The organism is Lentzea sp. NPDC020367 (assembly GCF_044387305.1).
Taxonomy (GTDB): domain Bacteria; phylum Actinomycetota; class Actinomycetes; order Mycobacteriales; family Pseudonocardiaceae; genus Lentzea.
In genome coordinates this window covers 65,565-90,867 of sequence record NZ_JBIRVV010000009.1, presented here as the reverse complement: position 1 = coordinate 90,867, position 25,303 = coordinate 65,565, and the positions used below count along the sequence as shown (strand labels likewise).

At 69.0% G+C, this 25,303-nt stretch carries 26 protein-coding genes; 8 read left to right on the top strand and 18 right to left on the bottom strand.

Annotated elements, in window-relative coordinates:
• Position 1 precedes the first annotated feature (1 nt).
• A complete protein-coding gene (locus ACH413_RS32790) occupies positions 2 to 1,462 on the top strand; it encodes an APC family permease (protein WP_360046736.1) in 1,461 nt (486 codons plus the stop codon).
• Here the strand turns inward: ACH413_RS32790 and ACH413_RS32785 are convergent.
• From ACH413_RS32785 to ACH413_RS32735, 11 genes are all read right to left on the bottom strand, one after another.
• Positions 1,442 to 2,989 carry a GAF domain-containing protein gene (locus ACH413_RS32785; protein WP_360046735.1) on the bottom strand — a complete coding sequence of 516 codons (1,548 nt, stop codon included), beginning with the start codon at positions 2,987 to 2,989 and terminating at the stop codon, positions 1,442 to 1,444. The two genes, ACH413_RS32790 and ACH413_RS32785, sit on opposite strands and share 21 nt — an antisense overlap.
• A complete protein-coding gene (locus tag ACH413_RS32780; protein ID WP_360046734.1) occupies positions 2,986 to 4,278 on the bottom strand; it encodes an MFS transporter in 1,293 nt (430 codons plus the stop codon). The genes ACH413_RS32785 and ACH413_RS32780 overlap by 4 nt, the downstream gene beginning before the upstream one ends.
• A gap of 10 nt (positions 4,279 to 4,288) precedes the next feature.
• The gene (locus ACH413_RS32775; RefSeq protein ID WP_360046733.1) at positions 4,289 to 5,020 is read right to left on the bottom strand and encodes an SDR family NAD(P)-dependent oxidoreductase; all 732 of its coding nucleotides are present in this window, start codon (positions 5,018 to 5,020) and stop codon (positions 4,289 to 4,291) included.
• A gap of 294 nt (positions 5,021 to 5,314) precedes the next feature.
• A complete protein-coding gene (locus tag ACH413_RS32770; protein ID WP_360046732.1) occupies positions 5,315 to 6,334 on the bottom strand; it encodes an LCP family protein in 1,020 nt (339 codons plus the stop codon).
• 76 nt (positions 6,335 to 6,410) lie between these two features.
• Positions 6,411 to 6,797 carry a DUF3037 domain-containing protein gene (locus tag ACH413_RS32765; protein ID WP_360046731.1) on the bottom strand — a complete coding sequence of 129 codons (387 nt, stop codon included), beginning with the start codon at positions 6,795 to 6,797 and terminating at the stop codon, positions 6,411 to 6,413.
• Positions 6,781 to 7,548, bottom strand: a complete 768-nt coding sequence (locus tag ACH413_RS32760; RefSeq protein WP_360046730.1) for a HipA family kinase — start codon at positions 7,546 to 7,548, stop codon at positions 6,781 to 6,783. The genes ACH413_RS32765 and ACH413_RS32760 overlap by 17 nt, the downstream gene beginning before the upstream one ends.
• Positions 7,549 to 7,558: 10 nt before the next feature.
• Positions 7,559 to 8,014 carry an SRPBCC family protein gene (locus ACH413_RS32755; protein WP_360046729.1) on the bottom strand — a complete coding sequence of 152 codons (456 nt, stop codon included), beginning with the start codon at positions 8,012 to 8,014 and terminating at the stop codon, positions 7,559 to 7,561.
• Positions 8,011 to 8,313: a metalloregulator ArsR/SmtB family transcription factor gene (locus ACH413_RS32750; RefSeq protein WP_360046728.1), complete on the bottom strand. Its 303-nt coding sequence runs from the start codon at positions 8,311 to 8,313 to the stop codon at positions 8,011 to 8,013. The genes ACH413_RS32755 and ACH413_RS32750 overlap by 4 nt, the downstream gene beginning before the upstream one ends.
• Positions 8,314 to 8,330: 17 nt before the next feature.
• The gene (locus ACH413_RS32745) at positions 8,331 to 9,062 is read right to left on the bottom strand and encodes an SGNH/GDSL hydrolase family protein (protein ID WP_360046727.1); all 732 of its coding nucleotides are present in this window, start codon (positions 9,060 to 9,062) and stop codon (positions 8,331 to 8,333) included.
• A gap of 50 nt (positions 9,063 to 9,112) precedes the next feature.
• Entirely contained in the window at positions 9,113 to 10,168 is a 1,056-nt protein-coding gene (locus ACH413_RS32740) for a lactonase family protein (RefSeq protein WP_360046726.1), read from the bottom strand.
• 150 nt (positions 10,169 to 10,318) lie between these two features.
• Complete coding sequence (locus ACH413_RS32735; RefSeq protein ID WP_360046725.1) at positions 10,319 to 11,149, bottom strand: PPK2 family polyphosphate kinase; 831 nt, start codon at positions 11,147 to 11,149, stop codon at positions 10,319 to 10,321.
• A gap of 140 nt (positions 11,150 to 11,289) precedes the next feature.
• On the opposite strand from ACH413_RS32735, the gene rocD reads away from it, so the two are divergent.
• The 3 genes from rocD (at position 11,290) to ACH413_RS32720 (ending at position 14,433) form a co-directional block, all read left to right on the top strand.
• Positions 11,290 to 12,519: an ornithine--oxo-acid transaminase gene (rocD, locus tag ACH413_RS32730; protein ID WP_360046724.1), complete on the top strand. Its 1,230-nt coding sequence runs from the start codon at positions 11,290 to 11,292 to the stop codon at positions 12,517 to 12,519.
• Between the two features lie 79 nt (positions 12,520 to 12,598).
• Positions 12,599 to 13,984 carry a DUF2252 domain-containing protein gene (locus tag ACH413_RS32725; RefSeq protein WP_360046723.1) on the top strand — a complete coding sequence of 462 codons (1,386 nt, stop codon included), beginning with the start codon at positions 12,599 to 12,601 and terminating at the stop codon, positions 13,982 to 13,984.
• Positions 13,985 to 14,028: 44 nt separating this feature from the next.
• Positions 14,029 to 14,433 carry a GNAT family N-acetyltransferase gene (locus tag ACH413_RS32720; protein WP_360046722.1) on the top strand — a complete coding sequence of 135 codons (405 nt, stop codon included), beginning with the start codon at positions 14,029 to 14,031 and terminating at the stop codon, positions 14,431 to 14,433.
• Here ACH413_RS32720 and ACH413_RS32715 read toward each other — a convergent pair.
• Complete coding sequence (locus ACH413_RS32715) at positions 14,430 to 16,025, bottom strand: ATP-binding cassette domain-containing protein (protein WP_360046721.1); 1,596 nt, start codon at positions 16,023 to 16,025, stop codon at positions 14,430 to 14,432. The two genes, ACH413_RS32720 and ACH413_RS32715, sit on opposite strands and share 4 nt — an antisense overlap.
• 46 nt (positions 16,026 to 16,071) lie before the next feature.
• Positions 16,072 to 16,317: a DUF3040 domain-containing protein gene (locus tag ACH413_RS32710; protein WP_177320869.1), complete on the bottom strand. Its 246-nt coding sequence runs from the start codon at positions 16,315 to 16,317 to the stop codon at positions 16,072 to 16,074.
• Between the two features lie 110 nt (positions 16,318 to 16,427).
• On the opposite strand from ACH413_RS32710, the gene ACH413_RS32705 reads away from it, so the two are divergent.
• Entirely contained in the window at positions 16,428 to 17,582 is a 1,155-nt protein-coding gene (locus ACH413_RS32705) for a M48 family metalloprotease (RefSeq protein WP_360046720.1), read from the top strand.
• Here the strand turns inward: ACH413_RS32705 and zapE are convergent.
• Positions 17,571 to 18,560: a cell division protein ZapE gene (gene zapE, locus ACH413_RS32700; protein ID WP_360046719.1), complete on the bottom strand. Its 990-nt coding sequence runs from the start codon at positions 18,558 to 18,560 to the stop codon at positions 17,571 to 17,573. The genes ACH413_RS32705 and zapE overlap by 12 nt on opposite strands.
• Before the next feature lie 66 nt (positions 18,561 to 18,626).
• Here zapE and ACH413_RS32695 point away from each other — a divergent pair, with 66 nt between their 5' ends.
• Positions 18,627 to 19,280 (top strand): dihydrofolate reductase family protein, encoded by a 654-nt coding sequence (locus ACH413_RS32695; protein ID WP_360046718.1) that lies wholly within the window; start codon positions 18,627 to 18,629, stop codon positions 19,278 to 19,280.
• Positions 19,281 to 19,297: 17 nt separating this feature from the next.
• A complete protein-coding gene (locus ACH413_RS32690; RefSeq protein WP_360046717.1) occupies positions 19,298 to 20,359 on the top strand; it encodes an ATP-dependent DNA ligase in 1,062 nt (353 codons plus the stop codon).
• On the opposite strand, the gene ACH413_RS32685 is transcribed toward ACH413_RS32690, so the two are convergent.
• On the bottom strand, positions 20,356 to 21,225 hold the full coding sequence (locus ACH413_RS32685) for an EamA family transporter (RefSeq protein WP_360046716.1): 870 nt from the start codon (positions 21,223 to 21,225) through the stop codon (positions 20,356 to 20,358). The genes ACH413_RS32690 and ACH413_RS32685 overlap by 4 nt on opposite strands.
• A 112-nt stretch (positions 21,226 to 21,337) precedes the next feature.
• Here ACH413_RS32685 and ACH413_RS32680 point away from each other — a divergent pair, with 112 nt between their 5' ends.
• Positions 21,338 to 22,840: an alpha/beta hydrolase gene (locus ACH413_RS32680; protein ID WP_360046715.1), complete on the top strand. Its 1,503-nt coding sequence runs from the start codon at positions 21,338 to 21,340 to the stop codon at positions 22,838 to 22,840.
• 425 nt (positions 22,841 to 23,265) lie between these two features.
• On the opposite strand, the gene ACH413_RS32675 is transcribed toward ACH413_RS32680, so the two are convergent.
• From ACH413_RS32675 to ACH413_RS32665, 3 genes are all read right to left on the bottom strand, one after another.
• Positions 23,266 to 23,955 carry a DUF6319 family protein gene (locus tag ACH413_RS32675; protein ID WP_360046714.1) on the bottom strand — a complete coding sequence of 230 codons (690 nt, stop codon included), beginning with the start codon at positions 23,953 to 23,955 and terminating at the stop codon, positions 23,266 to 23,268.
• Between the two features lie 90 nt (positions 23,956 to 24,045).
• The gene (locus ACH413_RS32670) at positions 24,046 to 24,957 is read right to left on the bottom strand and encodes a DUF1996 domain-containing protein (protein WP_360046713.1); all 912 of its coding nucleotides are present in this window, start codon (positions 24,955 to 24,957) and stop codon (positions 24,046 to 24,048) included.
• 89 nt (positions 24,958 to 25,046) lie between these two features.
• Positions 25,047 to 25,256, bottom strand: coding sequence for a hypothetical protein (locus ACH413_RS32665; RefSeq protein WP_093605216.1), 210 nt, complete (start codon positions 25,254 to 25,256; stop codon positions 25,047 to 25,049).
• Positions 25,257 to 25,303: the final 47 nt, after the last annotated feature.

Below are 25,303 nucleotides of genomic sequence, written 5' to 3'. Positions count from 1 at the left end.
GGTGACAGCGACAGCGGAAGACAGGCTCAAGGACCTCGGCTACACCTCGGAGTTCAAACGGGACATGAGTCCCTGGGCGAACTTCTCGCTGGGCTTCACCTACCTCTCCCCCGTGGTCAGCACGTACACGTTGTTCGGCGTCGCCCTCGCCCTGGGCGGCCCACCGATGATCTGGAGCTTCGTCGTCGCGGGCGTCGGCCAGTTCCTGGTCGCGCTCATCTTCGGTGAACTCGTGGCGCAGTACCCGGTCGCGGGCGGCGTGTACCCCTGGGCACGCCGTCTGTGGGGCAAGCGCTGGGCGTGGATGACCGGCTGGGTCTACATGATCGCGCTACTGGTCACGATCGCGTCCGTCAGTTACGGCGCGGGCCCTTATCTGGCCACACTTCTCGGCTACACCGCCAACGTCGGCAACACCGTGCTGTGCGCGATCGCGATCATCGTGGTCTCCACGCTCATCAACTACGCCGGCACCAAGGTGCTGTCGTGGGCCGCGATCTTCGGGTTCGCGGCGGAGATCGTCGGCGCGCTCGTGGTCGGCATCTGGCTGCTGGTCGACAACCGCGTCCACGGCCTGGGCGTGCTGTTCGACAGCTTCGGCGCGGGCGGTTCGGGCAGCTACCTGCCGGCGTTCTTCGCGGCGGGCATCATCGGCCTCTACCAGTACTACGGCTTCGAGGCCTGCGGTGACACCGCGGAGGAGGTCAAGGACCCCGGCCGCGTCATCCCGAAGGCCATGCGCCGCACCATCTACATCGGCGGCGCGGCGGCCACGTTCGCGTGCCTGTCGCTGCTGCTGGCGGTGCCGGACTTCGGCAAGGTCATCAGCGGCGAGGACGCCGACCCGGTCACGAACATCCTCACCAACGCGTTCGGCCCGGTCGGCTACAAGATCGTGATCGGCGTCGTGCTGATCTCGTTCCTGTCCTGCACGATGTCGCTGCAGGCGGCCGCGTCCCGCCTGACCTACTCCTACGCCCGCGACAAGATGATCTTCGGGCACAAGGCGCTGGCGAAGTTCAACAAGAAGCGCCACATCCCGCCCTACGCCCTCGCGCTGGCCGGCATCATCCCGGCGGTCATCGTGATCGCGTCGATGCTGTCCACCAACGCGCTGGACAAGATCGTGTCTTTCGCGACGCTCGGCATCTACCTGGGCTTCCAGATGGTGGTGTTCGCGGCGCTGCGGGCGAGGCTCAAGGGCTGGACGCCGTCCGGCGAGTTCACGCTCGGCCGGTGGGGCCTGATCGTCAACGTGCTGGCGCTCGCGTACGGCGTCGCGGCGATGGTGAACATGGTCTGGCCGCGCACCCCGGACGGCCCCTGGTACGACAACTACGTCGTGATCCTCAGCGGCGCGCTCGTGGTCGGTGTCGGCCTGGTCTACATGCTGATCGCCAAGCCGTTCGGCCACTCCGACGCCGCGGCCGGGGACGCCATCTCATCCCTGCAGGCGAAGTAGCCGCAAGGCGAGCTGCACCTCCAGCACGCGGTCCGGCGACTGCCAGTCGCCGAGCAGCGACGTGACCCGGTCGAGCCGTTGGGTGACCGTGTTGACGTGGAGGTGCAGCTCCGCCTTGGCGCGACTCAGGTTCGCGCCGCAGCGGAAGTAGACCTCCAGCGTGTGCACCAGTTCCGTGCCGCGTTCGGAGTCGTAGTCCAGCACCGGGCCGATCACCGACCGCACGTAGCCGGAGACGTCCGCGCGGTCGCCCAGCAGCACGCCGACGAACCCGAGGTCGTCCATCGTCGCGGCGTCCTTCTCGCGTCCCAGCTGCCGCAACGCCTTCAGGCACCGCCGCGCTTCCTCGTAGGCCGCCGCGATGGCCACCGGCCCCGCGACCGGCCCGCAGGCGCCCACGGTCGCGTCCAGCGCCTTCGCCACCTCCCGCGCGACGTCCGTCGACCTCGACGGCAACGCCAGCACGACGTCCCGGTCGCGCGACCCGGCGAGTCCTCTGTGGACCGATGCGTAATGCGTGGCCCCGGAAAGGTTTCCATCCGCGACCAGCACGACGTGCGGATCGGACAGCTCGACCCCCACCCGGCGTGCTCGCGCCAGCAGCCCGGCCGCGTCCCGCCCGTCCAAGATGTCGGTGATCAGCTCGCCGCGGACCTTGTTCTCCGCCTCGGCCACGGTTCGGCGCAGCAGCAACAACAACGCCGTCACCACGGCCGACCGCTCGAACAACCGCCGGTCGACGTTCGGCAGGTCCGGGCACCCGGTCAGCGCGATGCCGCCCAGCAGTTCCGATCCGGCCAGCACCGCGCACACCCAGACGTCGTCGAGCAGCACGGCCCGTCCGTTGGCCCGCACCGCCGGCGTCGGCACGGTGTCCAGCACCTCGACCTGCCCGCCGAGCAACTCCCCCACCGCCGCGGCGACCTCGGCCGAGGAACCGCCGCGCAGCACCAGGTCCGTGAGCCGGTCGTGCGCTTCCTCTGCCCGTTTCATGGCCTCGTTGTGCGACTGGATCGTCGCGAACAACGACGCCGTGTCGATCGCGATCGCGGCGTGGTCGGCCAGCGACTGCAGCAGCGCGACCTCCTCGGCCGGGAACTCCCGCGAGGTCCGGTCGGCCGCGTACAGCACGCCGATGACCTTCGAGTCGAGCTTCAGCGGCACGCCCAGGATCGCCGTGAGGCCCTCGTCGTGCACCGCCGAGTCGATCGGGTTCGTGTGGTTGAACCGGGCGTCCGCGAAGTAGTCGGAGGTCGCGTACGGCCGCGCGGTCTGCGCGACCAGCCCGCCCAGGCCCTCGCCGAGGCCGAGCCGGACCTTCTGGAACAACGGGGAGAACGACCCGTCCGTCACCCTCATGTAGGTGCCGGCCGGGTCGTTCATCGACAGGTAGGAGACGTCCGTCCCGAGCAGCGTCCTGGCTCTGCGCACGATCGAGCGGAGAACCGCGTCCGTGTCGCGCATGCCCGCGAGCTCGGACGCGGTCTCGAACAACGCCGCCAGTTCGGCCTCACGCCGTCGTGTCACACCCCAACCCTGTCACGATCCTCCAGATCCGCACCACGGGTCTCGCGGGACAACAGGATCGCGACCACCGTGATCACGCACGTGATCACCACGTAGATCGAGATGGGGAACGAGGTGCCGTAGGCCTTCAGCAGCGCCGTCGCGATCAGCGGTGCCAGCGCGCCCGCCGCGATCGACGCCAGCTGGTAGCCGATCGACGCGCCGGAGTACCGCACCCGCGTACCGAACAGCTCCGAGAAGAACGCCGCCTGCGGCCCGTACATCGCGCCGTGCAGCACGAGTCCGACCGTCGCCGCCACTGTGATCAGCACCGGGTCCTTGGTGTCGAGCATCGGGAAGAACACGAAGATCCACACGCCGATGCCGACCGCGCCGACGAGGTAGATCGACCGCCGCCCGAACCGGTCGGACAGATGGCCCCAGACCGGGATCGCGACCAGGTGCACCGCCGAGGCGATCAGCACGGCGTTGAGCCCCACCGACTTCGACAGCCCGAGCCCGGTCGTCAGGTACACCAGGATGAACGCGGTGATCACGTAGTACGACACGTTCTCGGCGAACCGCGCGCCCATCGCGATCAGCACCTCGCGCCAGTTGTGCTTGAGCAGCACGAGCACGGGCGCCTTCTCCTGCACGGGTTCCTTCGCGCGCTTCTCCTGCGCCGCCAGGAAGATCGGCGACTCGGACACCGTCAGCCGGATCCACAGCCCGATCACCACGAGCACGCCGGAGAGCAGGAACGGGATGCGCCAGCCCCACGAGAGGAAGTCCGCGTCCGACTGCACCGCCGCGAGGATCGCCAGCACAGCCGTCGCCAGCAGGTTTCCGCACGGCACACCGGCCTGCGGCCACGACGCCCAGAAGCCGCGCCGTTTCGCGTCACCGTGCTCGGAGACGATCAGCACGGCCCCGCCCCACTCGCCGCCGAGCGCGAAGCCCTGCACCAGCCGCAGCAGCGTGAGCAGGATCGGCGCCAGAATGCCCACCGACGCGTAGGTCGGCAGCACACCCATCAGCATCGTCGCGCCACCCATCAGCAGCAACGACAGCACCAGCAGCTTCTTGCGCCCCACCCGGTCGCCGAAGTGGCCGAACACCAGGCCGCCCAACGGACGTGCGAGGAAGCCGATCGCGTACGTCGTGAACGCGAGCAGCGTGCCGTTCAACGGATCCGCGGTCGGGAAGAAGAGCTTGTTGAACACCAGGGCGGCTGCCGAGCCGTAGAGGAAGAAGTCGTACCACTCGACAGTTGTTCCGATGAGCGAGGCGCCTACCACTTTTTTGATCATCGACAACTCCTCATTGAGCTGACCAGCCGCCATCGACGGCCAACGACGTACCGGTGACAAAACTGTTGTCGCACAACCACAGCACTGCCGAGGCCACCTCGGAAGGCTCCATCATCCGTTTGACTGCGCTGCGCTGGAGGAAAATCTTCTCGGGCACTTCCGCTTCGGGAATCCCGTGCGCTTTCGCCTGATCGGCGATCTGCTTCTCCACCAACGGGGTCCGCACGTATCCGGGGGCCACGCAGTTGGACGTGACGCCGTGCGGCGCGCCTTCCAGCGCGGCGACCTTGGAGAACCCCTCGAGGCCGTGTTTCGCCGCGGTGTAGGCGGATTTGAAGGCGGAGGCGCGAATGCCGTGCACGCTGGTGATGTGGACCAACCGGCCCCAACCGCGCGCGTACATGTGCGGCAGCACGTGCTTGGTGAGCCGGAAAGCGGCCCCCACCATCAGTTCCAGCATCGCCGAGAAGCGCTCGGCGGGGAACTCGTGGATGGGCGCGACGTGCTGCACGCCGGCGTTGTTGACGAGGATGTCGATCTCGGTGGGCAGGGCGTCGACCGGGTCCATCAGGTCGAGCACGTGACCGGCACCGCCGAGCTCCTCGGCGAGGGCGAGGACCTTCGGATCTCGATCCACCAGATGGACTTCGGCGCCGGCGGCGGCCAGTGCGCGAGCGCAGGCCAGGCCGATGCCGCTCGCGGCGCCGGTGACCAGCGCGCTGTGACCCGTGACACTCGACATGTCTGGAAACGGTAGGCGTCACGCGGCGTGATCAACATGTGGCGAGCCCACATAACGCCTGGTCACAAGGTGGCTTTAGCCAACATTTAGCGTGCTGGACGCATATCTGGCAAGAAGATCGGGTACAGGGGCGTAAGCTCCCGTCACCTGAACGGGGGAAGATCCGCAAGAGGGGGCTACACCATGTCCACAACGCCTATTTACGACGACCTCCTGCGCGAGCTCGACGAGATCGCACAGGAGGCCGGTTTGACCAGCTCGGAGCCCACGCCCGAGCCCGTCAAGTCGTAGTGACTACTTCGGAGGGGCGATCAGCTCGGCGGGCACCGGCTGGTCCTTGCTGATCAGGTCGAACAGCTCGGACGCCTTCTCCTTGTTCCACTGCACGACCGAGCCCGCACCGGGCACCGTCGGCGTGGATCCGACCGGCACCGTCCCGCTCGTCGCCTCGCTCATGTTGAGCGCGACGCTGGCCAGGTGCCACACGTGGTCGTCGTCGTTGACCGACACCGCTCCGGACGCCGCGTTCATCAGGGGGATGACGCGGAACGGGTTCGCGAGCGTCGCCGGGCTCTTCACCTTCTCGAAGAGCGCCGACAGGAACTTGCGCTGGTTCTGCACGCGCTGCAGGTCGGCGGTCGCGAAGGCACGGGTCCGCACGAACCCGAGCGCCTGCGGCCCGTCGAGCTCCTGGCAGCCCGCGGGCAGGTCGATGCCGGCCAGCGGGTCCTTGATCGGCTCGTCGAGGCAGATGTCCACGCCACCGACCGCGTCGACCATGTCGGAGAACCCGCCGAAGCCGATCTCCATGTAGTGGTCGATCCGCACGCCGGTCGCACCCTCGACGGTCTGCACGAGCATCTGCGGCCCGCCGAACGCGTACGCCGCGTTGACCTTGTTGCGGCCGTTCTCCGGGATCGCGACGTAGGAGTCACGCGGAATCGACAGCAACACCGGCTTGGCGGCGCTGTTGTCCGGCAGGTGCAGCATCATGATGGTGTCGGTCCGCCGTCCGGCGGCGTCACCGGTGGCGAGCGCGTCCTTCTGCTCCTGCGTCAGGCCTTCCCGGGCGTCCGATCCGACGAGCAGCCAGGTGGTGCCCGGCGTCTCGGCGGGACGGCCCTCGTAGTCCGGCAGCGCGTTGATCCGGGTCAGCGTCGAGTCGACGTAGAACCCGAACCCGATCGTGCCCAGCACCAGGACGAGCAGCAGCACCAGAATGACGCGTCCAGGACGCCTCTTCTTCTTCATCGGCCGCTGCGGCGGCATGGGACGCCGCGGCTGCTGGTAGCCGTGGTGATACCCAGCGCTCATTTGTCGCCAACCCCGATCGCATCAGTTTCGCTTTGCAACTAGAGACGCCGTTCGTCCCTTTAGGTTGCGACGAAACCTACCGGGGTGGGAGCACCAGCGCCTCGAAAAGCCGGGTGACCTCCGCCGACGGGTCGTCGGTCCAGCCCGTGTGGGCCGGTGACGTCTGCACGATCGTGCTGCGGGGAGCGGTGAGCCAGCGGAAGCGCTGCCCGACCGTCGTCCTGCTCACCGGCCCCGCCTCGGGGGTGCCGTCGCAGGAGTTCGTGAGGTGCTGGAGCGACGTCTCCAGCATCTCGACGTCGAGGTGCGGGTCCAGCACCCGCAGCCGCTCACCGTCCACATAGGTCTTGGCGCAGAGGAAGTCCAGCGGCGCGCAGTAGACGATGACGCCGACGTTCATGAACTCGCCCCGCTCCTGCCGCGGCACCGCCCGCAGCAGCGCGTACTCAAACACGTGCGGCACGCGCGGCCTCCAGCGAGTCGACCCAGCCGCGGTTTGCCAGGCGGTAGGTGAAGAAGTCCTTGTAGCGCTGGCGAAGTTCGGCCGGATCGCCTTCCAGCCACTCGTCGGGAACGAGCGCGAGCACCTCGTCGAGCAGCTCCGGCGTGACCTTCGCGGTCAGCTCCGCGTCCACTTCGGACAGAGCACCGGCGTTCGGCAGCATCGCGTGGTCCGACGAGTCGTACCGGTACTCCTTGGTGGCCGGGCGCTCCTCGCTCCACGAGTAGTGGAAGTACAGCGCGGCGCCGTGGTCGATCAGCCACGGTTCGCGGTGCCACAGCAGCATGTTCGGGTTGCGCCAGCTGCGATCAACGTTGAGCACCAGCGCGTCGAACCACAGCAGCCTCGTCGCGAGCTCGACGCCGGGGTCGCGCACGATCGGGTTGAAGTCGAACGAGCCGGGCAGGTAGTCGAGGCCGAGGTTGAGGCCACCACTGGCCCGCAGCAGCTCCTGGACCTCCTGGTCGGGTTCCGCGCGTGCCAGCTCCGGGTCGAGGTGCACCAGGACGATCTCGGGTATCCGGAAGCCCAGCCGTCGTGCGAGCTCGCCGACGACGATCTCGGCGACCAGGACCTTCACGCCCTGCCCCGCGCCGCGGAACTTCACCACGTACATACCCAGGTCGTCGGCCTCGACCAGCCCCGGCATCGATCCGCCCTCGCGGAACGGCGTCACATAGCGGGTGGCCGTGACCTCCCTCAGAAGACTCACCCGCGCATGATCACACGAACGCCTGCCCGAAGCCGACCAAAATACCGCCCCAGCCACCGTCGCCGGAGACGCCTTCGCGCACCCGGTCCGGCTTGGTGAAGTGCCGTTCGAACGCGCTGTGCACCAGCTCAACGCGGGTGCCGGTGCCCTCGGGCGTGAAGGTGATCTCGACCGTGGAAGCCCGCGCCGGGTCCGGGTCGTAATCCCAGTCACCGTCGAGGTGCCAGGCCAGCAGCAACCGCGACGGCGGCTCCCACTCGAGCACGGCACCCCACTCGCACTCGGCGCCGTCGGTGCCGATCTCGTACCAGCGCCCGCCCTCGCGCGGTTCGACGACGACGTCCTTCAGGTCCGCCTCGCCGATGTGGTGCGCCGACGGCCACCACGTCACGAACTTCTCCGTGAACACCTTGAAGGCGTGCTCCGCCGAGGCGTTGACCAGCACGGATCTCCGGACCTCTGTCATGTCTCCTCCACCACCGCAGCGAAGTTCGCGAGTGCCTGACCCCAGACGTCGTCGAGGTAGTCGCGCATCGCGGCCACCCCCACGTGGTCGACGGAGTACCTCCGCCGGGTGCCCAGGGCCTCGACGCGGACCAGCCGTGCCTGCTTGAGCACCTTGAGGTGCTGCGACACGGCCGGCCTCGACACGGGCAGCTCGGCTGCGATCTCCCCCACCGCCCGCGGCCCGGCCACGAGCAGCGTGAAGATCTCGCGGCGGGTCGGGTCGCCGAGCGCCGCGAACGCCGTTTGGTAAGTCTCCACGAACGGTAAGTCTGAACTTACCTACCGCGGGAAGTCAACGCCTTGAAGTAGGCGACCTGACCGGCCCTGTTCGGGTGGTAGGAGTCGGCGGTCGGACTGACCAGCGCGTTGATCCACGGCTCATCGGCACAGACGCCGTGGTCCGCAAACGCTTCCCTCACGTCCACGTACTGCGCTCCGGCTCGTCCGGCAGCCTCGGCGACCACCCCGGACAGCTCGTCGGCGGCGTCGTTGAGGGAGGCGCGCTTCCTCGCGGACAACGTGCGGCAGTCGTCGGTCGGCGTGAACAGCCGCGGATAACCGAGCACGACCAGTTCGGCGTTCGGCGCGGCGGCCTTGACCGCCGAGTAGGTGGCGTCGAGCCGCGCGGGCAGTTCGTCGCGGGTGAACTCCCTGGCCTTCTCCACCCGCTTCGCACACGCGTTGTCCCCGCTGAGCGTGCAGGTGGTCAGCACGTCCGCGAACCCCAGGTCGTTGCCGCCGATGGTGATCGTGATCAGCGTCGTCGCCGGGGTCGGTGCCCGCAGCTGCGACTTGAGCGACTTCGTGGTCGCACCGCTGCACGCCACGAACTTGAACGACGGGAACTCCTTGCCCTGCAACGCCGGGTAGGCGTTCGAGCTGCGACGGCACGAGCCGTCCACATAGGAACCGGCGCCCGCGCCGGACGCGTAGGAGTCGCCGAGTGCGACGTACTCCGGTGCGAACGGCGCGGGCGCCAGCAGTGCGACAGCGAGGACTCCAGCCATAAGACCCATGAGAGCCGGAGTACCACTGTGGACGATCGACTAGAAGGGCATTAACCCAGTCGGGTGGGCAGCACGCAGACCGGGATCGGGGTCTGCAGCGCGGTGCCGGACGGCGTGATCTTGCCCGTGGCCTTGTCCACCGTGAACGACGTGACGTTGTTCGAGTTCTGGTTGGCCGCGAAGAGCAGCGAGCCGGTCGGGTCGAACGTGATGTGCCGCGGGTACTTGCCGCCGACCGCCGTGGTGCCGACCATGGTCAGCCCGCTGCCGCCGACCGCGAAGTGCGCGATGCTGTCGTGCCCGCGGTTGGACAGGTAGACGTGCTTGCCGTCCGCCGAGACCAGCACCTCGGCCGGGTAGTTCGTCGGGCTGCCCGACGGCACGGTCTTGAGCACCTGGCCCGGCGTGAGCGTCCCGTTCGCGTAGGCGCAGGTCACGATCGTCGAGTCCAGCTCGTTCGCCACGTAGGCCGTCTTGCCGTCCGGGTGGAACGCGATGTGGCGCGGTCCGGCTCCCGGCTTGACCTTCGCCTGCGAGACCTGGGTCAGCTTCCCGCCGGTGAACGAGTAGACGAAGACCGAGTCCGCGCCGAGGTCGACGGCCGCCGCGTACTTGCCGGCGGTGTCGAACACGATGTGGTGCGCGTGCGGGCCCTCCTGGCGTTCCTTGTTCGGCCCTGACCCCTTGTGCTGCACCTTCTGCGTGCGCGCGCCGAGGCTGCCGTCCGCGTTGACCGGGAAGACGCTCAAGGACCCCGACGAGTAGTCGGCCGTGATCAGGAACTTCCCGGACGGGTCGAGCGTCAGGTGGCACGGGTCGGCGCCGCCGGTCGCCTGCTTGTTGATCACCTTGAGCGTGGCCGCGTTGATCGCGGTGACCTCGCCCTTGGTGTTCTCGTTGACGGCGTAGAGGAACCTGCCGTCCCGCGACTCGATCACGAAGGACGGGTTGACCACGCCCGAGATCACGCCGGTCGTCTTCAGCTGTCCGGTCACGGTGTCGTAGGTGCCGATGCCGATGCCCTTGGCGCCACCGCTCCACGTCGTGTACGCACCGAAGAACACTCTCCGGGTGGTGGCGGCCGCCTCAGCGGTTCCTCCGGTCATCAGCAGTCCAGCTCCTACGCCCATGGCTCCGAGAAAACGTCGCCGGTCCACACCCACGTCCGCACCTCCGGGATAGCTCTTGCGGCGGCGGCGCAGCCCACACTGGCCTAGACCACTACGGCCAGGCAATAGGTGCAATCAAGATTGCGTCTAGCGCAACGGGTCGTTCGAGATCAGCCGGGCCTTCTCGGCCTCGATGTCGTAGGCGGGCGGCGGGAACTTCGGGTCCATCTCGCGCATGGTCTCCAGCAGCAACTGGCCGACCGCCCAGTTCCGGTACCACTTGCGGTCCGACGGGACGGCGTACCAGGGCGTGGCGGAGCAGTTCTTCAACGCCTGGGTGTAGGCGTCCTGGTACTTGGACCACTTCGACCGCGAGTCGATGTCCGCCGGGTTGTACTTCCAGTGCTTCCTCGGGTCGTCCAGGCGCGCGAGCAGCCGTTCCTTCTGCACCTCCGGCGAGATGTTCAGGAAGCACTTGACGACGGTGACGCCCCCGTCGGCGAGTTCCTTCTCGAACGCGTTGATCTCCTTGTAACGCCCGCGAATCTCCGCGGCCGTCAGCAGGCGTTCTACTTTGGGCACCAGGACGTCCTCGTAGTGGGAGCGGTCGAACGCCCCGATGCGCCCCTTCTCGGGCAGGACCTTCTTGATGCGCGTCAGGAAGTGCTGGCGCCGTTCGGCGGGAGTCGGTTTCTTGAACGACGCGATGCGCACACCCTGCGGGTTCACCAGGCCGACGACGTGGCTGACGACGCCGCCCTTGCCCGCGGTGTCCATGCCCTGCAGGACGAGGAGGACCGCGCGAGAATTCTCCGCGTAGAGCGCCTCCTGCAGACCGTCCAGCTCGTCCCCGGTGGCGACCAGGTCCTCGGCCGCCTCCTTCTTGTTCTTGGGACCGACCGGGCGGCCCGCCGGGTCGAGGGTGGAGAGATCCACCTCTTCGAGTCGCAGGGCTTCACGAACCGACTTCTTCGCCATCTTGAGACCGTAGCGATTCACCGCTGTTTCCGCCCGCTGTGCAATGAAACGCCACTGATCAGTGAATGTCTGCAACGAACTGAGGCAGTGCGCAATGCTTCACGGTCGATATCGCTTGTCCGGGACCCTAGCCTTGGAGGATGACCGCCATCGCTGAGCACAACACCACCACCAGCGCTGATTACGTCGCCCTCGACGAGGAGTGGAGCACGCACAACTACCACCCGCTTCCGGTGGTCATCTCGCACGGCGAGGGGTCCTGGGTCACCGACGTCGAGGGCCGCCGCTACCTGGACTTCCTGTCCGGCTACTCGTCGCTGAACTTCGGGCACCGCCACCCCGCCCTGGTGGCCGCCGCCGTCGAGCAGCTCGGCCGCGTCACGCTGACCAGCCGCGCGTTCCACCACGACCAGTTCGGCCTGTTCTGCCGCGAGCTGGCGGCACTGACCGGCACCGAGATGGTGCTCGCGATGAACTCCGGCGCGGAGGCCGTCGAGTCCGCGATCAAGGTCGCGCGCAAGTGGGCGTACCAGGTCAAGCACGTGCCGGAGGGCACGGCCGAGATCATCGTCGCCGGGTCCAACTTCCACGGCCGCACCACGACGATCGTGTCGTTCTCGACCGACGAGACCGCGCGCAACGACTTCGGGCCGTTCACGCCCGGCTTCAAGGTCGTGAAGTACGGCAACCTGGACGAGATCGAGTCCGCGATCTCCCCGCGCACGGCCGCCGTGCTGCTGGAGCCGATCCAGGGCGAGGCCGGCGTCGTCGTGCCGCCCGCCGGGTACCTGGCCGGGATCCGCCGGCTGTGCGACGAGAACAACGTCCTGATGATCGCCGACGAGATCCAGTCGGGTCTCGGCCGCACGGGTGAGCTGTTCGCGCTGGACCACGAGGGCGTGCGCGCCGACCTCTACACGCTCGGCAAGGCGCTGGGCGGCGGCATCCTGCCCGTGTCCGCCGTGGTCGGTTCACGGGCCGTGCTGGGCGTGCTGAAGCCCGGTGAGCACGGGTCGACGTTCGGCGGCAACCCGCTCGCCTGCGCCGTGGGCCGCGCGGTCGTGGGGCTGCTCGCGACCGGCGAGTTCCAGCAGCGCTCGCGGGAGATGGGCGCGTACCTGCACGCCGAACTGAACAAGCTGGTCGGGCACGGGGTGGCCGAGGTGCGCGGGCGCGGGCTGTGGGCCGGTGTCGAGATCGCGCCCGGCGGTCCGGTCGGCCGGGCGGCGTCCGAGGCGCTCGCCACGCGTGGGGTGCTGTGCAAGGAGACGCACGCGTCGACGTTGCGCGTCGCGCCGCCGTTGGTGATCACCCGCGACGAGATCGACCTGGGTGTTCGGGCGATCGCTGAAGTCGTTCGTCCCGTTTAGGGTGATTTTCGTTCGTAGCTAGGTCACAAATGCGGCGGACGGGCCACGTTGCCCGTCCGCCGCAGGCATCATGACTCATATGGGTGAACGCGTGCGTGCTGAGGCCGCTGCCGCTTTGGGCAGATGGGTTGAGCCTGAAGAGGTCTACGCCGAGGGACGCGCGCTGCGGTCCTCAGTGGACTTCAAGGCGCACCGCGCGATGTCGCTGGCCGCCTCGCGCCCGTCCGTGCTGGAGTTCCTGCGTGCCAGCAACAAGGGCCGATTGGAGAACCTGATCCCGCTGCGGATCGGGCGGATGCTGGAGAACCCGTTCGCGTTCTTCCGCGGTGCGGCCGGACTGCAGGCGGGCGATCTCGCCGCCGGGTGCGCGACCGGGCTTCACGCTCAGTTGTGCGGTGATGCACACGCAGCGAACTTCGGCCTCTACGGCACGCCCGAGGGCCAGATCGTCATGGACATCAACGACTTCGACGAGACGCTGCCCGGCCCGTGGGAATGGGACCTCAAGCGGCTCGTGGCGTCCTTGGTGCTGGCGGGCCGGGTCGGTGGCGTGTCGGACAAGGGCTGCCGTGACGCCGCGGAGGACGCGGTGCGCGCGTACCGGGGTTCGATCAAGCACCTCGCCGAGCTGCCGTTCCTGGACTCGTGGAGCGCGCTGGGCGACGAGTCCTCGCTGTCGAAGGTCAAGGCGGACGACCTGATCAACGACTTCTCCAAGGCCGCCGAGAAGTCCCGCAAGAACACCAGCGCCCGGTTCGCCGCGAAGTGGACCGCGCACGACGGCGAGAAGTGGCGGTTCATCACGAACCCGCCGACGTTCACCGAGGCCACTCCCCCGACCGCCGAGGCGGTGATCGCCGCACTGCCGTCCTACGTGGACACCCTGCGCGAGTCCCGCCGGAACCTGATCATGCGCTACGGCGTGTCGGACGTGGCGTTCCGCGTGGTCGGCACCGGCAGCGTCGGCCTGCGCAACTACCTGATCCTGTTGCACGGCAACGGCTCCGAGGCCCTGGTGTTGCAGGCCAAGGAAGCCAGGCCGTCCGCCCTGCAGCCGTTCCTGGACGTCGAGCCCGCCAAGCACGAGGGCAAGCGGATCGTGCACGGCGCGCGGCTCGTGCAGGCGGAGACGGACATCCTGCTGGGCTGGACGACGATCGAGGGCCGGCACTTCATCGTGCGGCAGTTCCGCAACCGCAAGGGCGAGATCGACGCGACCACGCTGAAGCGCGACGACCTGGACGACTACGGCCGTTTCGCCGGCGCCCTGCTGGCTCGCGCGCACACGCGTTCACTCGACCCGCGGTTGCTGGCCGGGTACTTCCAGAACGGCGGCGGCGACGACCTCGACGAGGCGTTCGCGAAGTACGCGTTCGACTACGCCGACCAGACCGAGGCGGACCACGCCGAGCTGGCGAAGCTGGTCAAGAACGGCAAGCTGCCCGCCGTCGTCGAGGACCGCTGACGCGCCTTCGGGCCCGCACTCCGGAGTTGACCTAGCCTGGCGGTATGAAGATCCGCCGCGCCGCCTCCCCCGACGACGTGTTCGCCGCCGCGCACCTGTTCGACGCGCCACCCCGGCCGGACGCGACCGCTCGGTTCCTGGCGCAGGATCACAGCCATCTGCTGATCGCCTACGTCGGCGACCAGCCGGCCGGGTTCGTGTCCGGCGTGGAGACGACGCACCCGGACAAGGGCACAGAGATGTTCCTGTACGAGCTGGGCGTGGACGACGCGTTCCTGCGCCGCGGCATCGGCACAGCGCTCGTCGAGGCGTTGAAAGCCCTTGCGCAGGAACGGGGTTGCTACGCGATGTGGACCGGCACCGCCGCGGGTGACACGGCGGCGCAGGCCACGTACAAGAAGGCGGGCGGGTCGATCGACGACGGCGCCTTCGTCTCCTGGGAGCTCTAGGTCCAGACCGGTTCGTCCACTTCGGACACCTTGCCGTCCGCCCGGAAGTGCAGGAACCGGTCGAACGACTTGGCGAACCACCGGTCGTGCGTGACGGCGACGACCGTGCCCTCGAAGTCGTTCAGCGCGTTCTGCAACGCCTCCGCCGACGCGAGGTCGAGGTTGTCCGTCGGCTCGTCGAGCAGCAGCAACGTCGCGCCGGACAGCTCCAGCAGCAGGATCTGGAACCGCGCCTGCTGCCCGCCCGACAGGTTCTCGAACCGCTGGTCACCCGCCTGATGCAGGCCGTAGCGCTGCAGGACGGCCATCGCGGCACCCCGGTCCTTGCCGCCGCGCTGGCCCTCGCCGTGCCAGAGGATGTCCACGAGCGTGCGACCCAGCCACTCCGGGTGCTCGTGGGTCTGCGCGAACAGGCCCGCCACGACCCGTGCGCCGAGCTTCCACTTGCCGGTCGTGCGAACGTCGTCCCCGCCGAGCAGCCGCAGGAAGTGGCTCTTGCCGGAGCCGTTCGAGCCCAGCACCGCCACCCGGTCGCCGAAGAAGATCTCCTGTGAGAACGGCTTCATCAGCCCGGTCAGTTCGAGCTGCTCGCACGTGATCGCGCGCACGCCCGTCCGGCCGCCCTTGAGCCTCGGCGTGACCTTTTCGTCCTGAGGGATCTCCGGCGGCGGGCCCGCCTGCTCGTACCGTTGGAGGCGCGCGGCCATGACGCGGTACTTCTGGGCCATCACCTCGGAGGACTTGGCCAGCTGCTGGAGCGTGCGGACGAGGTCCTTGAGCCGCTCGTGCTCCTCGTTCCAGCGGCGGTGATCTTCCAGCAGCCTGTCGATGCGTTTCGCTCGGGCACCGTGCCACGTGCCGAACGAGCCTGCGTGCGTCCACGTGGAATGCGCCTCGACCGTGACGACGTGCGTCGCGGCGGTGGACAGCAGCTCGCGGTCGTGACTGACGACGAACACGGCCTTGTCGGTGGCCTTCAGCCGTTCTTCGAGCCAGCGCTTGCCGGGAACGTCGAGGTAGTTGTCGGGCTCGTCGAGCAGCAGCACCTGCTCGTGGCCGCGCAACAACGTTTCGAGGACCAGCCGCTTCTGCTCGCCACCGGACAGCGTGCGCACCTCGCGGAAGCGGGCCCGGTCGTACGGCAGTCCGAGCGCGGCGACGGTGACGGTGTCCCAGAGGACCTCGATGTCGTACCCGCCGGCCTCGCCGTAGTTGGTGAGGGCGTTCGCGTACCGCATCTGGGCGGCTTCGTCGTCGGTGTCCATCAACGCGAGCTCGGCGTCGTCGAGCTCCTTGGCGGCTTTTTGCAACGCCACGGGCGCCACGGACAACAACAGGTCGCGCACCAGGCTGTCGTCGCGGACCGAGCCGATGAACTGCGGCATCACCGCGAGCCCGCCCTGCACGTGCACGCTGCCCTGCTTCGGGATGAGCTCACCCGACAGGATCCGTTGCAGCGTCGTCTTGCCGGCACCGTTGGCGCCGACGAGCGCGACCACGGTCCCGCCGCTCACCTTGAACGAGACGTCGCGGAACAGCTCCCTGCCATCAGGCAAGGCGTACGCGAGCCCGTTCGCTTCCAGATAACCCACGCGGAGATGGTCCGGGTTGTGCTGTCCCGGCGCCAGCGAGTTTCCGCTACCGGAGGCGAAGCGGGTACTTGCGAAGCACCAGTACGCCGGCTGTGACCAGCAGGCACTGGAAGGCGGGGCCGAACGCGCTGATCACCGTCAGCAGCACCGTGAGGCCACCGAAGACGAACAGGAGGGAGTAGAACAGCCAGGGCCGGACCTGGCGGTTCATGGTGCGGGCGAGTCTTGGCTCGTCCGCGAGCAACCGCTGCTCGATCTCCTCGAGCGAGCGGCGTTCGGCTTCACTCAGCATGGGTGCCTCCGGAAGACGTCGGGACGTCATCATTCCCGCTCGCCTCCCAGTGGATACTCGAACTTCGCCGGAGTCAAACTCGCCGTTCGGGTTCAGTCATACTCGCCCGCATGCCTGGGGGACATCCGAAGAAGCTCGCACTCAGACTCGACGCCGCTCAGTACGCCGCGTACGAGGGCACTCCGCCCACCCGCCCGCGGTGGACCGCGTCGCGCGTCGCACTGGTCGCCCTGTCCGTCGTGCTGGTGGCCTTGGTGGCCGGGCTCGCCGTACTGGGTGCCTGGCTCGTGGTGCGCGACTTCCCGTCGTTCTTCTCGATCGTCGCCGGGATTCCGGTGCTGCTGGTGGGGTGGGCGCTGCGGCCCCGGCTGGGGAGTGCCGGAGACGTGTGGCACGAACTGCACCGCGACGACGCGCCCACGTTGTTCGCCCTGCTCGACCGCGTCGCGTCGGCCGCGGGAACGCGGCTTCCGGACCGGATCGCGCTGGACGCCGACTTCAACGCCTCGGCGGGCACTCACGGCCTGCTGCGGCGGCGGACGCTGACGATCGGGCTGCCGTTGTTCGGCGTGCTCACCCCGCAGCAGCGGGTGGCGGTGCTGGGACACGAGTTCGGGCACTTCGTGAACGGTGACCCGGCGCGCGGCCTGCTGACCGCACCCGCGGTGCGCACGCCGCTGATCCTCGCGGACCTCGTGCGGCCGGCCGAGTCGTTCGTCAGCGACAACCTGTGGGGCCGGCTCGCCGAGCGGGTGTTCTGGCCGTTCCAGGTACTGCTGGAACGGCTGTTCGTGCTGGTCGGCGTCGGCGTGCGAGCGGTGGCGGCGCGAGACCACCAGAGGGCGGAGTACTGCGCGGACGCACTGGCCGTGCGGCTCGCCGGCTCGTCGGCGACGGAGGCGTTGATGATCGACTTCGCGACCGCCGGGCAGTTGCTGGGGACGATCTCGGCGGCCGAGCGCGGCACGCAGGCGAACGCCGAGACGGCTCGCCGCAACCATCCGGGTGCGGCGCGGTGGCGGGCGGCGGCGGACGCGTGGCGGGCCACGACGGACGCGGAGGCCGCGGTGGAGAAATCGGTCACCGAGGAAGCCTCGTTGTGGCGCGAGCACCCGCCGTCCGGGCTGCGGGCCCGGATCGTGCGGTCGTGGCCGCACACCGATCCGTCGATCGTGCTCAGCCAGGCCGACTCGGCGCGGATCGACGCCGAACTGCACCGCTTCTACGCTCGCGCGGGCCGCGACATCGCCTGGTCAGCGACTTAGCGCGACCAGTCGGCTGACCGCCCGCAGATACTTCTTGCGGTAGCCGCCGCGCAGCATCTCGTCGGTGAACAGCTCCGACAGCGGCTGCCCCGACACCGCCACCGGGACGTCGCGGTCGTAGAGCCTGTCGCCGAACGCGACGAGCCGCAGCCCGACGTTCTGGTCGGGTGCCGGCTTGACGTCCTTGAGGTGCACGGCGGTGACGCCGTCGAGGAGCCTGCCGTACTTCGACGGGTGGATGCGGGCGAGCGCCTTGCACAGGTCGTCGAAGTCGTCGATGGTCGAACCCTCGGTGTTGGAGGCTTTGACGATCAACTCGGTGTCTGACATCGGTGCGGGGGCATCGGGCAGGCCGCGGTGGCGGTAGTCGGGGCCGTCGACGCGCACGACGTCGAACTTCGAGGACATCGACTGGATCTCGCGCAGGAAGTCGGCGGCGGCGAACCGGCCCTCGCCGAGCTTGTCCGGCAGCGTGTTCGAGGTGGCGGCGACGTGTACGCCGGCCGCGATCAGTTCCTTGATCAGGCGCGTGACGAGCATGGTGTCGCCGGGGTCGTCGAGCTCGAACTCGTCGATGGCGAGCAGCTTGTGGCCGGAGAGCCGCCGGACGGCTTCGGGGAAGGTCAGGACGCCGACCATGTTGGTCAGCTCGACGAACGTGCCGTACGCCTTCGGGCCCGGCACGGCGTGCCAGAGCGAGGCGAGCAGGTGGGTCTTGCCGACGCCGAAGCCGCCGTCGAGGTAGAGGCCGAGCTTGCCCGCCTCCTCGTCGCGGGAGCCGAACAGCGACCACTTCTTGCGCTTGACGCTGACGCGCGCGGCGAACAGGCGGCCGGCCTCGACCGCGGCGGACTGCGAGGGCTCGTCCGGGTTGGGGAGGTAGGTGTCGAAGCTGACCGAGTCGAACCTCGGTGGCGGCACCAGGTTCTCGATCAGTTCGTCGGGACTGATCTGGGGATCCCGGTCGGACAAGCGCATGCCCGCAGCCTATCGGCGTGATGGGATGGCCCGGTGGAGATGTTGTGGCCCTCACCGGGCGTTGAGATGACCGACACAGCCCTGGAGTCCCTGTACGCCTATCCGGCCGGTCGGACGTGGGTCGCCGCGAACTTCGTGTCCAGCGTGGACGGTGCGGTGTCGGTCGACGGGCGTTCGGAGGGCCTGGGGTCGCCCGCGGACCGGAAGATCTACCTGCTCGGGCGCGAGCTCGCCGACGTCGTGATGGTGGGTGCGGCGACCGTGCTGATCGAGGGGTACCGGGGTGCGAAGCGCGCCAGGCCGTTGCCGATCGCCGTGGTGACGACGCGGGGATCGCTCACGCCGGACCTGCCGCTGTTCACCGACACCGCGGTGCCGCCGATCGTGATCACCACCGCGGCCGCGCGGCTGCCGGAACTGCCCGCCGAGGTGATCGTCGCCGGGGACACCGAGGTCGATCTGAAGGTGGCCGTCGCCGAACTCGCGGCGCGGGGACTGCACCGGATCAACCTCGAGGGCGGGCCGCGGCTGTTCGGGTCGATGGTGGCAGAGGGGCTGGTGGACGCGCTGAACCTGACGGTGGCGCCGGTGCTCGCGGTGGGCGACTCGTCGCGGATCGCGCACGGCTCGGTCATCCCGCCCGTGGACCTCGCGCTGGCGTCGGTGCTGCGCGCGGACGACGTCCTGTTGCTGCGGTACCAGCGGCGGAATTCCAGCTGAAGAGGCAGGATGTGCGCGTGGACCTACCGCTGACGCCACCTCTGCAGCCGATGCTCGCCACCGCGGTGGACGGGATCCCGGACGACGCGAACCTGTTCTTCGAACCGAAGTGGGACGGGTTCCGCTGCGTGGTGTTCCGCTCCGGCGACGAGGTGCTGCTGCAGTCGCGCAGCGGGAAGCCGCTCAACCGCTACTTCCCCGAGGTCGTCGCCTCGATGCTCGACGTGCTGCCGGACAAGGTGGTCGTCGACGGCGAGCTGGTGGTCGCGAAGAACGACGAGCTGGACTTCGACGCGTTGTCCGAGCGCATCCACCCGGCGGCCTCGCGGGTGGCGATGCTGTCGGAGTCGACGCCGGCCACGTTCGTCGCGTTCGACCTGCTGGCGCTGGGGTCCGAGGTGCTGCTGGAGCAGCCGACGGTCGCGCGGCGCGAGGCGTTGCTGAAGCTGGCGGGGTTGAACGTGACGCCCGCGACCACGTCCGTCGAGACGGCGCGGCAGTGGTTCACGCTGTTCGAGGGCGCGGGGCTGGACGGCGTGATGGGCAAGCCGTCGGACGGCCCGTACACGCCGGGCAAGCGTTCGATGATCAAGGTGAAGCACGCGCGCACGGCCGACGTCGTGCTCGCGGGCCTGCGCTGGCACAAGGACACCGAGCCCGGCACGGCGGTGGGCTCGTTGCTGCTCGGTGTCTACGACACGAACGACGTGCTGCACCACATCGGCGTCTGCGGCTCGTTCAAGGCCGCCGAACGCCGTGAGCTGGCCGCCGAACTGGCGCCGTTGATCACCTCGGGTGACCACCCGTGGGCGAATCCCGTTCCGGGCCAGCGGATCCCCGGCGAGATCAACCGGTGGCGCGGCAAGCAGGCCGAGTACGTGGCGCTGCGGCCCGAGCGGGTGCTGGAGATCCACTACACCCAGACCGAGGGCGAGCAACCCGTGCGGCTGCGGCACAACGGCCAGTTCGCGCGGTGGCGCCCGGACCGCGAGCCGCTGTCGTGCCGCTACGACCAGCTGGAGATCCCGGCCCGCTACGACGTGGCGTCGGTGCTGAAGGGCGAGCTCCGGGCCCGTTAGCCGGCGGGCTTGGCGGATCTCGCCGCACCGATCGACGCGATCACGACACAGCCGACGGCGACCCACTGCACCAGCGCGAGATGCTCGCCGAGCAGCACCAGGCCCGCGACCGCGCCCACCGCCGGTTCCAGCGACATCAGGATCCCGAACACGCGCGGCGGCATGCGGCGCAACGCCTCCAGCTCCAGCGAGTACGGGACGACCGACGACATCAGCGCGACCACGATCGCCACCGCCAGCACCACCGGGTCGAGCATCGCGGTACCGGCCGAGCCGATGCCGAACGGCAGCGCGATCACCGTGCCGACCACCATCGCGAGCGCGAGGCCCTTGCCGTCGGTCGTCTGGCTGCCGAGCTTGGCCGTCACCAGGATGTACGCCGCCCAGCACGCGCCCGCGGCCAACGCGAACAGCACGCCCGTCCACAACAGACCGCCCTGCACGCGCGTGAGCAGCACAACGCCCGTGCCCGCCAACAACACCCACACGCCGTCGATCCAGCGCCGTGAGCCCGCGACCGCCACCGCGAGCGGTCCGAGGAACTCGATCGTGACGGCCGCGCCGAGCGGGATGCGGGCCAGCGCCGCGTAGAAGCAGAGGTTCATCGTGGCGAGCACGGTGCCGTAGGTGAGGACCGTGACGAGCGTTCTGCGGTCGAGCCTGAGCGACGGGCGCCAGATCGCGACCAGCACCAGTGCGGCCATGAGCAGCCGCAACGTGACCATGCCCGCCGCGCCCGCGACCGTGAACAGCTGCTTCGCGAACGCCGAGCCGATCTGCACGCTGAAGATGCCCAGCAACACGAGCGCCGTCGGCGGGATGCCGCCCACGAGGCGCGCGACGGGGAGCCGATCGGCGTGATCCATGTCCCCATCCTGACTCACCTCGCATTTACCTTCCCCGTGCGAGGCTCAGCTTCCCGGAGTGTGAACGAGAGTGAGGGAATCTGTGCGTGGCGCTGCCTTGGCCCTACTGGCAGTGAGCGTGCTGACGGCGTGCAGCGCGGGTCCCTCGAACCGGCCGGTGATCGCGGTCAAGGGCGAGGAGAACCAGCCCGTCGACCAGAGCGCGCTCGCCGGGCCGCAGCCGGTGCCCCCGCTCGGCGAGTACAAGAAGGACTCGCTGCAGTGGTCGCCGTGCAACGAGCAGATGAAGGACCGCTTCGGCGCGGACGCTCCCCAAGGCGAGCAGACGTACGAGTGCGCGCGCATGACCGTCGTGCTCGACCCGCCGGGACGTCCCGGACGCGGCCAGCTCGGCATCGCACTGACGCGCGTCGGCACCGGCAAGAGCGCGCTGGTCGTCGTCAACGACCCCGGCGGCGAGCCCGGCACGCTGAAGGCCGCGCGGCTCGCGGCGGCGTTGCCCAAGGAGATCCTCAGCACGTACACGATCATCGGCATGGACCGGCGCGGCACGGGCCGTTCGGATGGCATGTCGTGCGTCCCGCAGGCCACGCGCGCCCAGCTCGTCGAGTACGACCCGGCCGAGACCGAGCAGTCGAACCTCGTGGTCGCGGCGGGCGAGGCCTCGCAGGAGTGCGTCCTCGACCTGGAGGGCAGGCTGACCGCGTTCGACTCGTGGCGCGCCGCCGCCGACCTCGAACGCCTGCGCGACTTCCTGGGCTCCGACCGCCTCAACGCCATCGGCCTCGGCGAGGGCTCCCGGGTCATCACGACCTACGCCCAGCGCTACCCGAACCGCATCGGCCGCACCGTCCTCGACGGCGCCCCGGACCCGACGCTCGACCAGGTGGGCGTCCTCGAGTCCCGTGCCGTCGCGGCCGAGGCGACGTTCGACGCGTTCGCCCGCGACTGCAAGACCCGCGGCTGCGCTCTCGCGAACCCGCGTGAGGACGTGCAGGCGCTGCTGACCCAGCTGCGTTCCGGACGCGTGCGCGGCGACTACGTCGACCTGACTCCCGGCTCCGCGCTGAACGCGATCGTCGCGGGCCTGGCCGATCGCGGGAAGTGGCCCGCGCTGGCCGACGCCGTGGTGAAGGCCCGCGCCGGCGACAGCACGGGCCTGTTCGCCCTGCTCGACCCGCTGGTGAACGACCTGGACGAGAACCCGCCGCGCTTCGACGCGGGCCTGATCATCGGCTGCAACGACACGGCCACCCGCATCCCACCGGATCGGGTGAAGGCCCTCACGGCCGACTGGCAGTCGAAGCACGCGATGTTCGGTGCCCTGTTCGCCCGCCAGCTGCTGCACTGCAACCCGTTCCCGCCGCCCAAGGCCGAGAAGGTCGACGCGCTGAAGAGCGCGCCGCCGATCGTGGTGCTGAGCACGGCCAACGACCTCTCCACGCCCGCGCCGGGTACCGAGCACGCGGCGCAGCGGTTGCCGGGGTCGGCGTTGATCGGGTGGCAGGGCAGCGGACACGGCGCCCTGACGCTGTCGGGGTGCGCGACCACGGCCGTGCGGGACTACCTGATCGACGCGAAGGTGCCGTCGAACGGCACCGTCTGCCCGCCCTGATCGGACTCAGTCGTCCTGGGCCGGTCAGGGGTCGTGCGCGCGCTTTCGCAGGCGTCCCCCCGAGCTGGGAACCCCTACATCTCAACGTACTCAGAGGGTCTGACAGAAACAGTCCGGGCTGTGCGCCGCCTGGCCCGTCGGCCTGAACGCGTCCGGACATGACGCGGGGAGCCTTTCGCGTGACCACGACGCGATGAAGGCTCCCCCGCCCGAATCTTGTGTCAGCAGCTCGAACAGCAGCCGCAGCCGGGACCCGTGCACCCGGAACAGCACCCACACGTACCCATCAGGGCCTCCCCGTCCTCCAAGCCGGACCTGCGCGGGACCTCCGCGCATCCCACGGTCCGCCCCGGTACAAGCCCTGGGAACCCCTCTCACCCGAACGCGTGGGGACATCCACCGGGGAGTCGCAGCCCGTGATGGCGCTACGCGCCCAGGTCGTCCAGGGCCTTCTGGGCTGCCTCCAGTTCGGCGCGCAGTTGCTCCACGCGGGCGAGCTGCTGTGCACGCGCCGCGTTCAGGACGCCCTCGACGATCTCGGCGACCTCGGGGGTGAGCAGCTTCGCGGCCTGGGCCACGGAGGCGGGCGGCACCGGCGTCGGCCGGACCGTCTTGCGGGTGCCCTGCAGCACCTCCACGGTCCACTCGCCCTCGCCTGCCGACACCAGCGTGACGGTGACCTCGGGGACGGCGTTCTTCGCGGACGGCTTGCGCGCGGCGGGCTTCGCGGGCGCCTGCTCGACGGGAGCGGGTGCGGGTTTCGGCTTGGGGGCCGCGGGTTTCACCGGCGCCTCCGGAACGTAGGGATGAATGATCTCAGTGTGGCGCGGCGCCTCCGGAGGCGCAGGAGGCGGGGTCGCCGGCTTCTTGCGCGGCGGGGGCTTCTCCAGCGTCAGTTCGGCCGGGGAGAACGACATCTCGTCCTTCGAACCCGTGGGCCGGACCTGGATGAAATCACCCTCCGGAGGGTCGGTGACGGCCAGCAGCTTCGCCGACCTGCCCTCCTCCATGCCCACCGCGGCCGCCGTGAACCACACCATCGGCACGGTGCCTTCGCTCAACTGCGAGCGCAGGCTGTCGACGTCCTCCGCCGACAGCCCGCTCTTCTTCGCCATCGCGCTGCCTCCCCAACCGTTCGAACACCTGTGCCCAAAGCATGCCCTACACCCCTGACATTTCTGAGCACCGGGTCGGCAGCAAGATCATCAGGGGTTTCCGTCGACCCCGCAGATGAAACCGGCGTTGATGCAGTTGGAGACACGCCGTTGCAGCTCAACGGGATCCCACGCGTTCATGAAGTCGCCGTGGAACGTGTAGCCGGGCGCGCTCGTGACGTTCGCACCATTGAGCGTGCCTCCCAACGACAGCCCGGCCCCGTTCACCGGATAGGTGATCAGGAACTCCAGCCGCGGCACCACCACCGGGTGCGACGACGGGCAGACCAGCCCCGCCGCGAACGCCATGTGGTCGCGGTGGTTCGCCGAGTCGAGGTCGCGGCCGTTCCAGCACGTCGGGAAGTCCAGGTAGGTCTCCACCTTCGTGCCGGGCGGGCAGTTCAGGAAGTCGCGGCCGGACGGCGACTGCGTGGTGCACGACCACCGCGCCGCCGGATTTTCAGCGGGCGACGCGGCCTTCGCGTTGCCCACCACGTACCGCAGCCCCTGCGGAGGCGCGACTGCCCGAGTGCGGTCGTGAATGCCCTGGTAGTAGATGGTCACGCTCTCGGGCGCGACCGGCTGACCGTTCTTGTACAGCGTCGGCACCCAGTACGCCGACCTGTCCGACATCGGGTTGCAGTTCGTCGTCCCCGCCCGCAACGACGTCAGCGTCGAGAACGCGTCCGTCGTCCGGTTGCCGAAGAACTCGTGCATGTGGGAGACGCCGGACTGGTTCTGGAACACGATCGGGTCATCTTGACGACGATGGCTGGACGCGCAGGTCACCCGGAACTCGGACCCGGCGACCGCCTGCTGCTCCACCATCGCCCGCGCCTGCTCGGCGCTGTACGCGAAACCGTGCCCCGCGTGGGAGACCGGTTGCCCCACCACGAAGCCCGTCGCCACGACCGCCGTCGCCACCGCCGCGACACCGATCGCTCCTCGAATCCGCACGTGCATGGAAACTCCTCTCGCACCGCAGTGTGTGAGAGCGCTCTCATGACAAGACGGTAAACCCACTTGCCTCTACATGTCCACGTGAGGCTTGCTCAGGCTTCGTCGCCTTCACCGGCGCGCAGCCGGTACTCGCACCCGTACTCGACCGCGTACTCGAGGTCGTAGACGTGCACGATCTTGGGACCGCCGTGCAGGTGCACGTACGTCACGGTCTGCTTCGGGTCCTCCGGCGTGGACGGCAGCGAGTCGACCCTGCCGTCGAGGGGACCGCCGACGTACCGCACGACATAAGGCTGGGACATCACGACCTCCTCTCGCGTTTCGTCCATTCTACGAGGTCGCCGACTAG

Bases quoted from the DNA above. Each gene is read 5' to 3' on its own strand.
- ACH413_RS32725 (WP_360046723.1), top strand. From the start codon at position 12,599: ATGGGTGAACGCGTGCGTGCTGAGGCCGCTGCCGCTTTGGGCAGATGG.
- ACH413_RS32775 (WP_360046733.1), bottom strand. From the start codon at position 5,020: ATGTCGAGTGTCACGGGTCACAGCGCGCTGGTCACCGGCGCCGCGAGC.
- ACH413_RS32685 (WP_360046716.1), bottom strand. From the start codon at position 21,225: ATGGATCACGCCGATCGGCTCCCCGTCGCGCGCCTCGTGGGCGGCATC.
- ACH413_RS32665 (WP_093605216.1), bottom strand. From the start codon at position 25,256: ATGTCCCAGCCTTATGTCGTGCGGTACGTCGGCGGTCCCCTCGACGGC.
- ACH413_RS32710 (WP_177320869.1), bottom strand. From the start codon at position 16,317: ATGCTGAGTGAAGCCGAACGCCGCTCGCTCGAGGAGATCGAGCAGCGG.
- zapE (WP_360046719.1), bottom strand. From the start codon at position 18,560: ATGCGCTTGTCCGACCGGGATCCCCAGATCAGTCCCGACGAACTGATC.
- ACH413_RS32745 (WP_360046727.1), bottom strand. From the start codon at position 9,062: ATGGCTGGAGTCCTCGCTGTCGCACTGCTGGCGCCCGCGCCGTTCGCA.
- ACH413_RS32770 (WP_360046732.1), bottom strand. From the start codon at position 6,334: ATGAGCGCTGGGTATCACCACGGCTACCAGCAGCCGCGGCGTCCCATG.
- ACH413_RS32720 (WP_360046722.1), top strand. From the start codon at position 14,029: ATGAAGATCCGCCGCGCCGCCTCCCCCGACGACGTGTTCGCCGCCGCG.
- ACH413_RS32735 (WP_360046725.1), bottom strand. From the start codon at position 11,149: ATGGCGAAGAAGTCGGTTCGTGAAGCCCTGCGACTCGAAGAGGTGGAT.
- rocD (WP_360046724.1), top strand. From the start codon at position 11,290: ATGACCGCCATCGCTGAGCACAACACCACCACCAGCGCTGATTACGTC.
- ACH413_RS32740 (WP_360046726.1), bottom strand. From the start codon at position 10,168: ATGACCGGAGGAACCGCTGAGGCGGCCGCCACCACCCGGAGAGTGTTC.
- ACH413_RS32705 (WP_360046720.1), top strand. From the start codon at position 16,428: ATGCCTGGGGGACATCCGAAGAAGCTCGCACTCAGACTCGACGCCGCT.
- ACH413_RS32695 (WP_360046718.1), top strand. From the start codon at position 18,627: ATGACCGACACAGCCCTGGAGTCCCTGTACGCCTATCCGGCCGGTCGG.
- ACH413_RS32675 (WP_360046714.1), bottom strand. From the start codon at position 23,955: ATGGCGAAGAAGAGCGGGCTGTCGGCGGAGGACGTCGACAGCCTGCGC.
- ACH413_RS32670 (WP_360046713.1), bottom strand. From the start codon at position 24,957: ATGCACGTGCGGATTCGAGGAGCGATCGGTGTCGCGGCGGTGGCGACG.
- ACH413_RS32755 (WP_360046729.1), bottom strand. From the start codon at position 8,014: ATGACAGAGGTCCGGAGATCCGTGCTGGTCAACGCCTCGGCGGAGCAC.
- ACH413_RS32780 (WP_360046734.1), bottom strand. From the start codon at position 4,278: ATGATCAAAAAAGTGGTAGGCGCCTCGCTCATCGGAACAACTGTCGAG.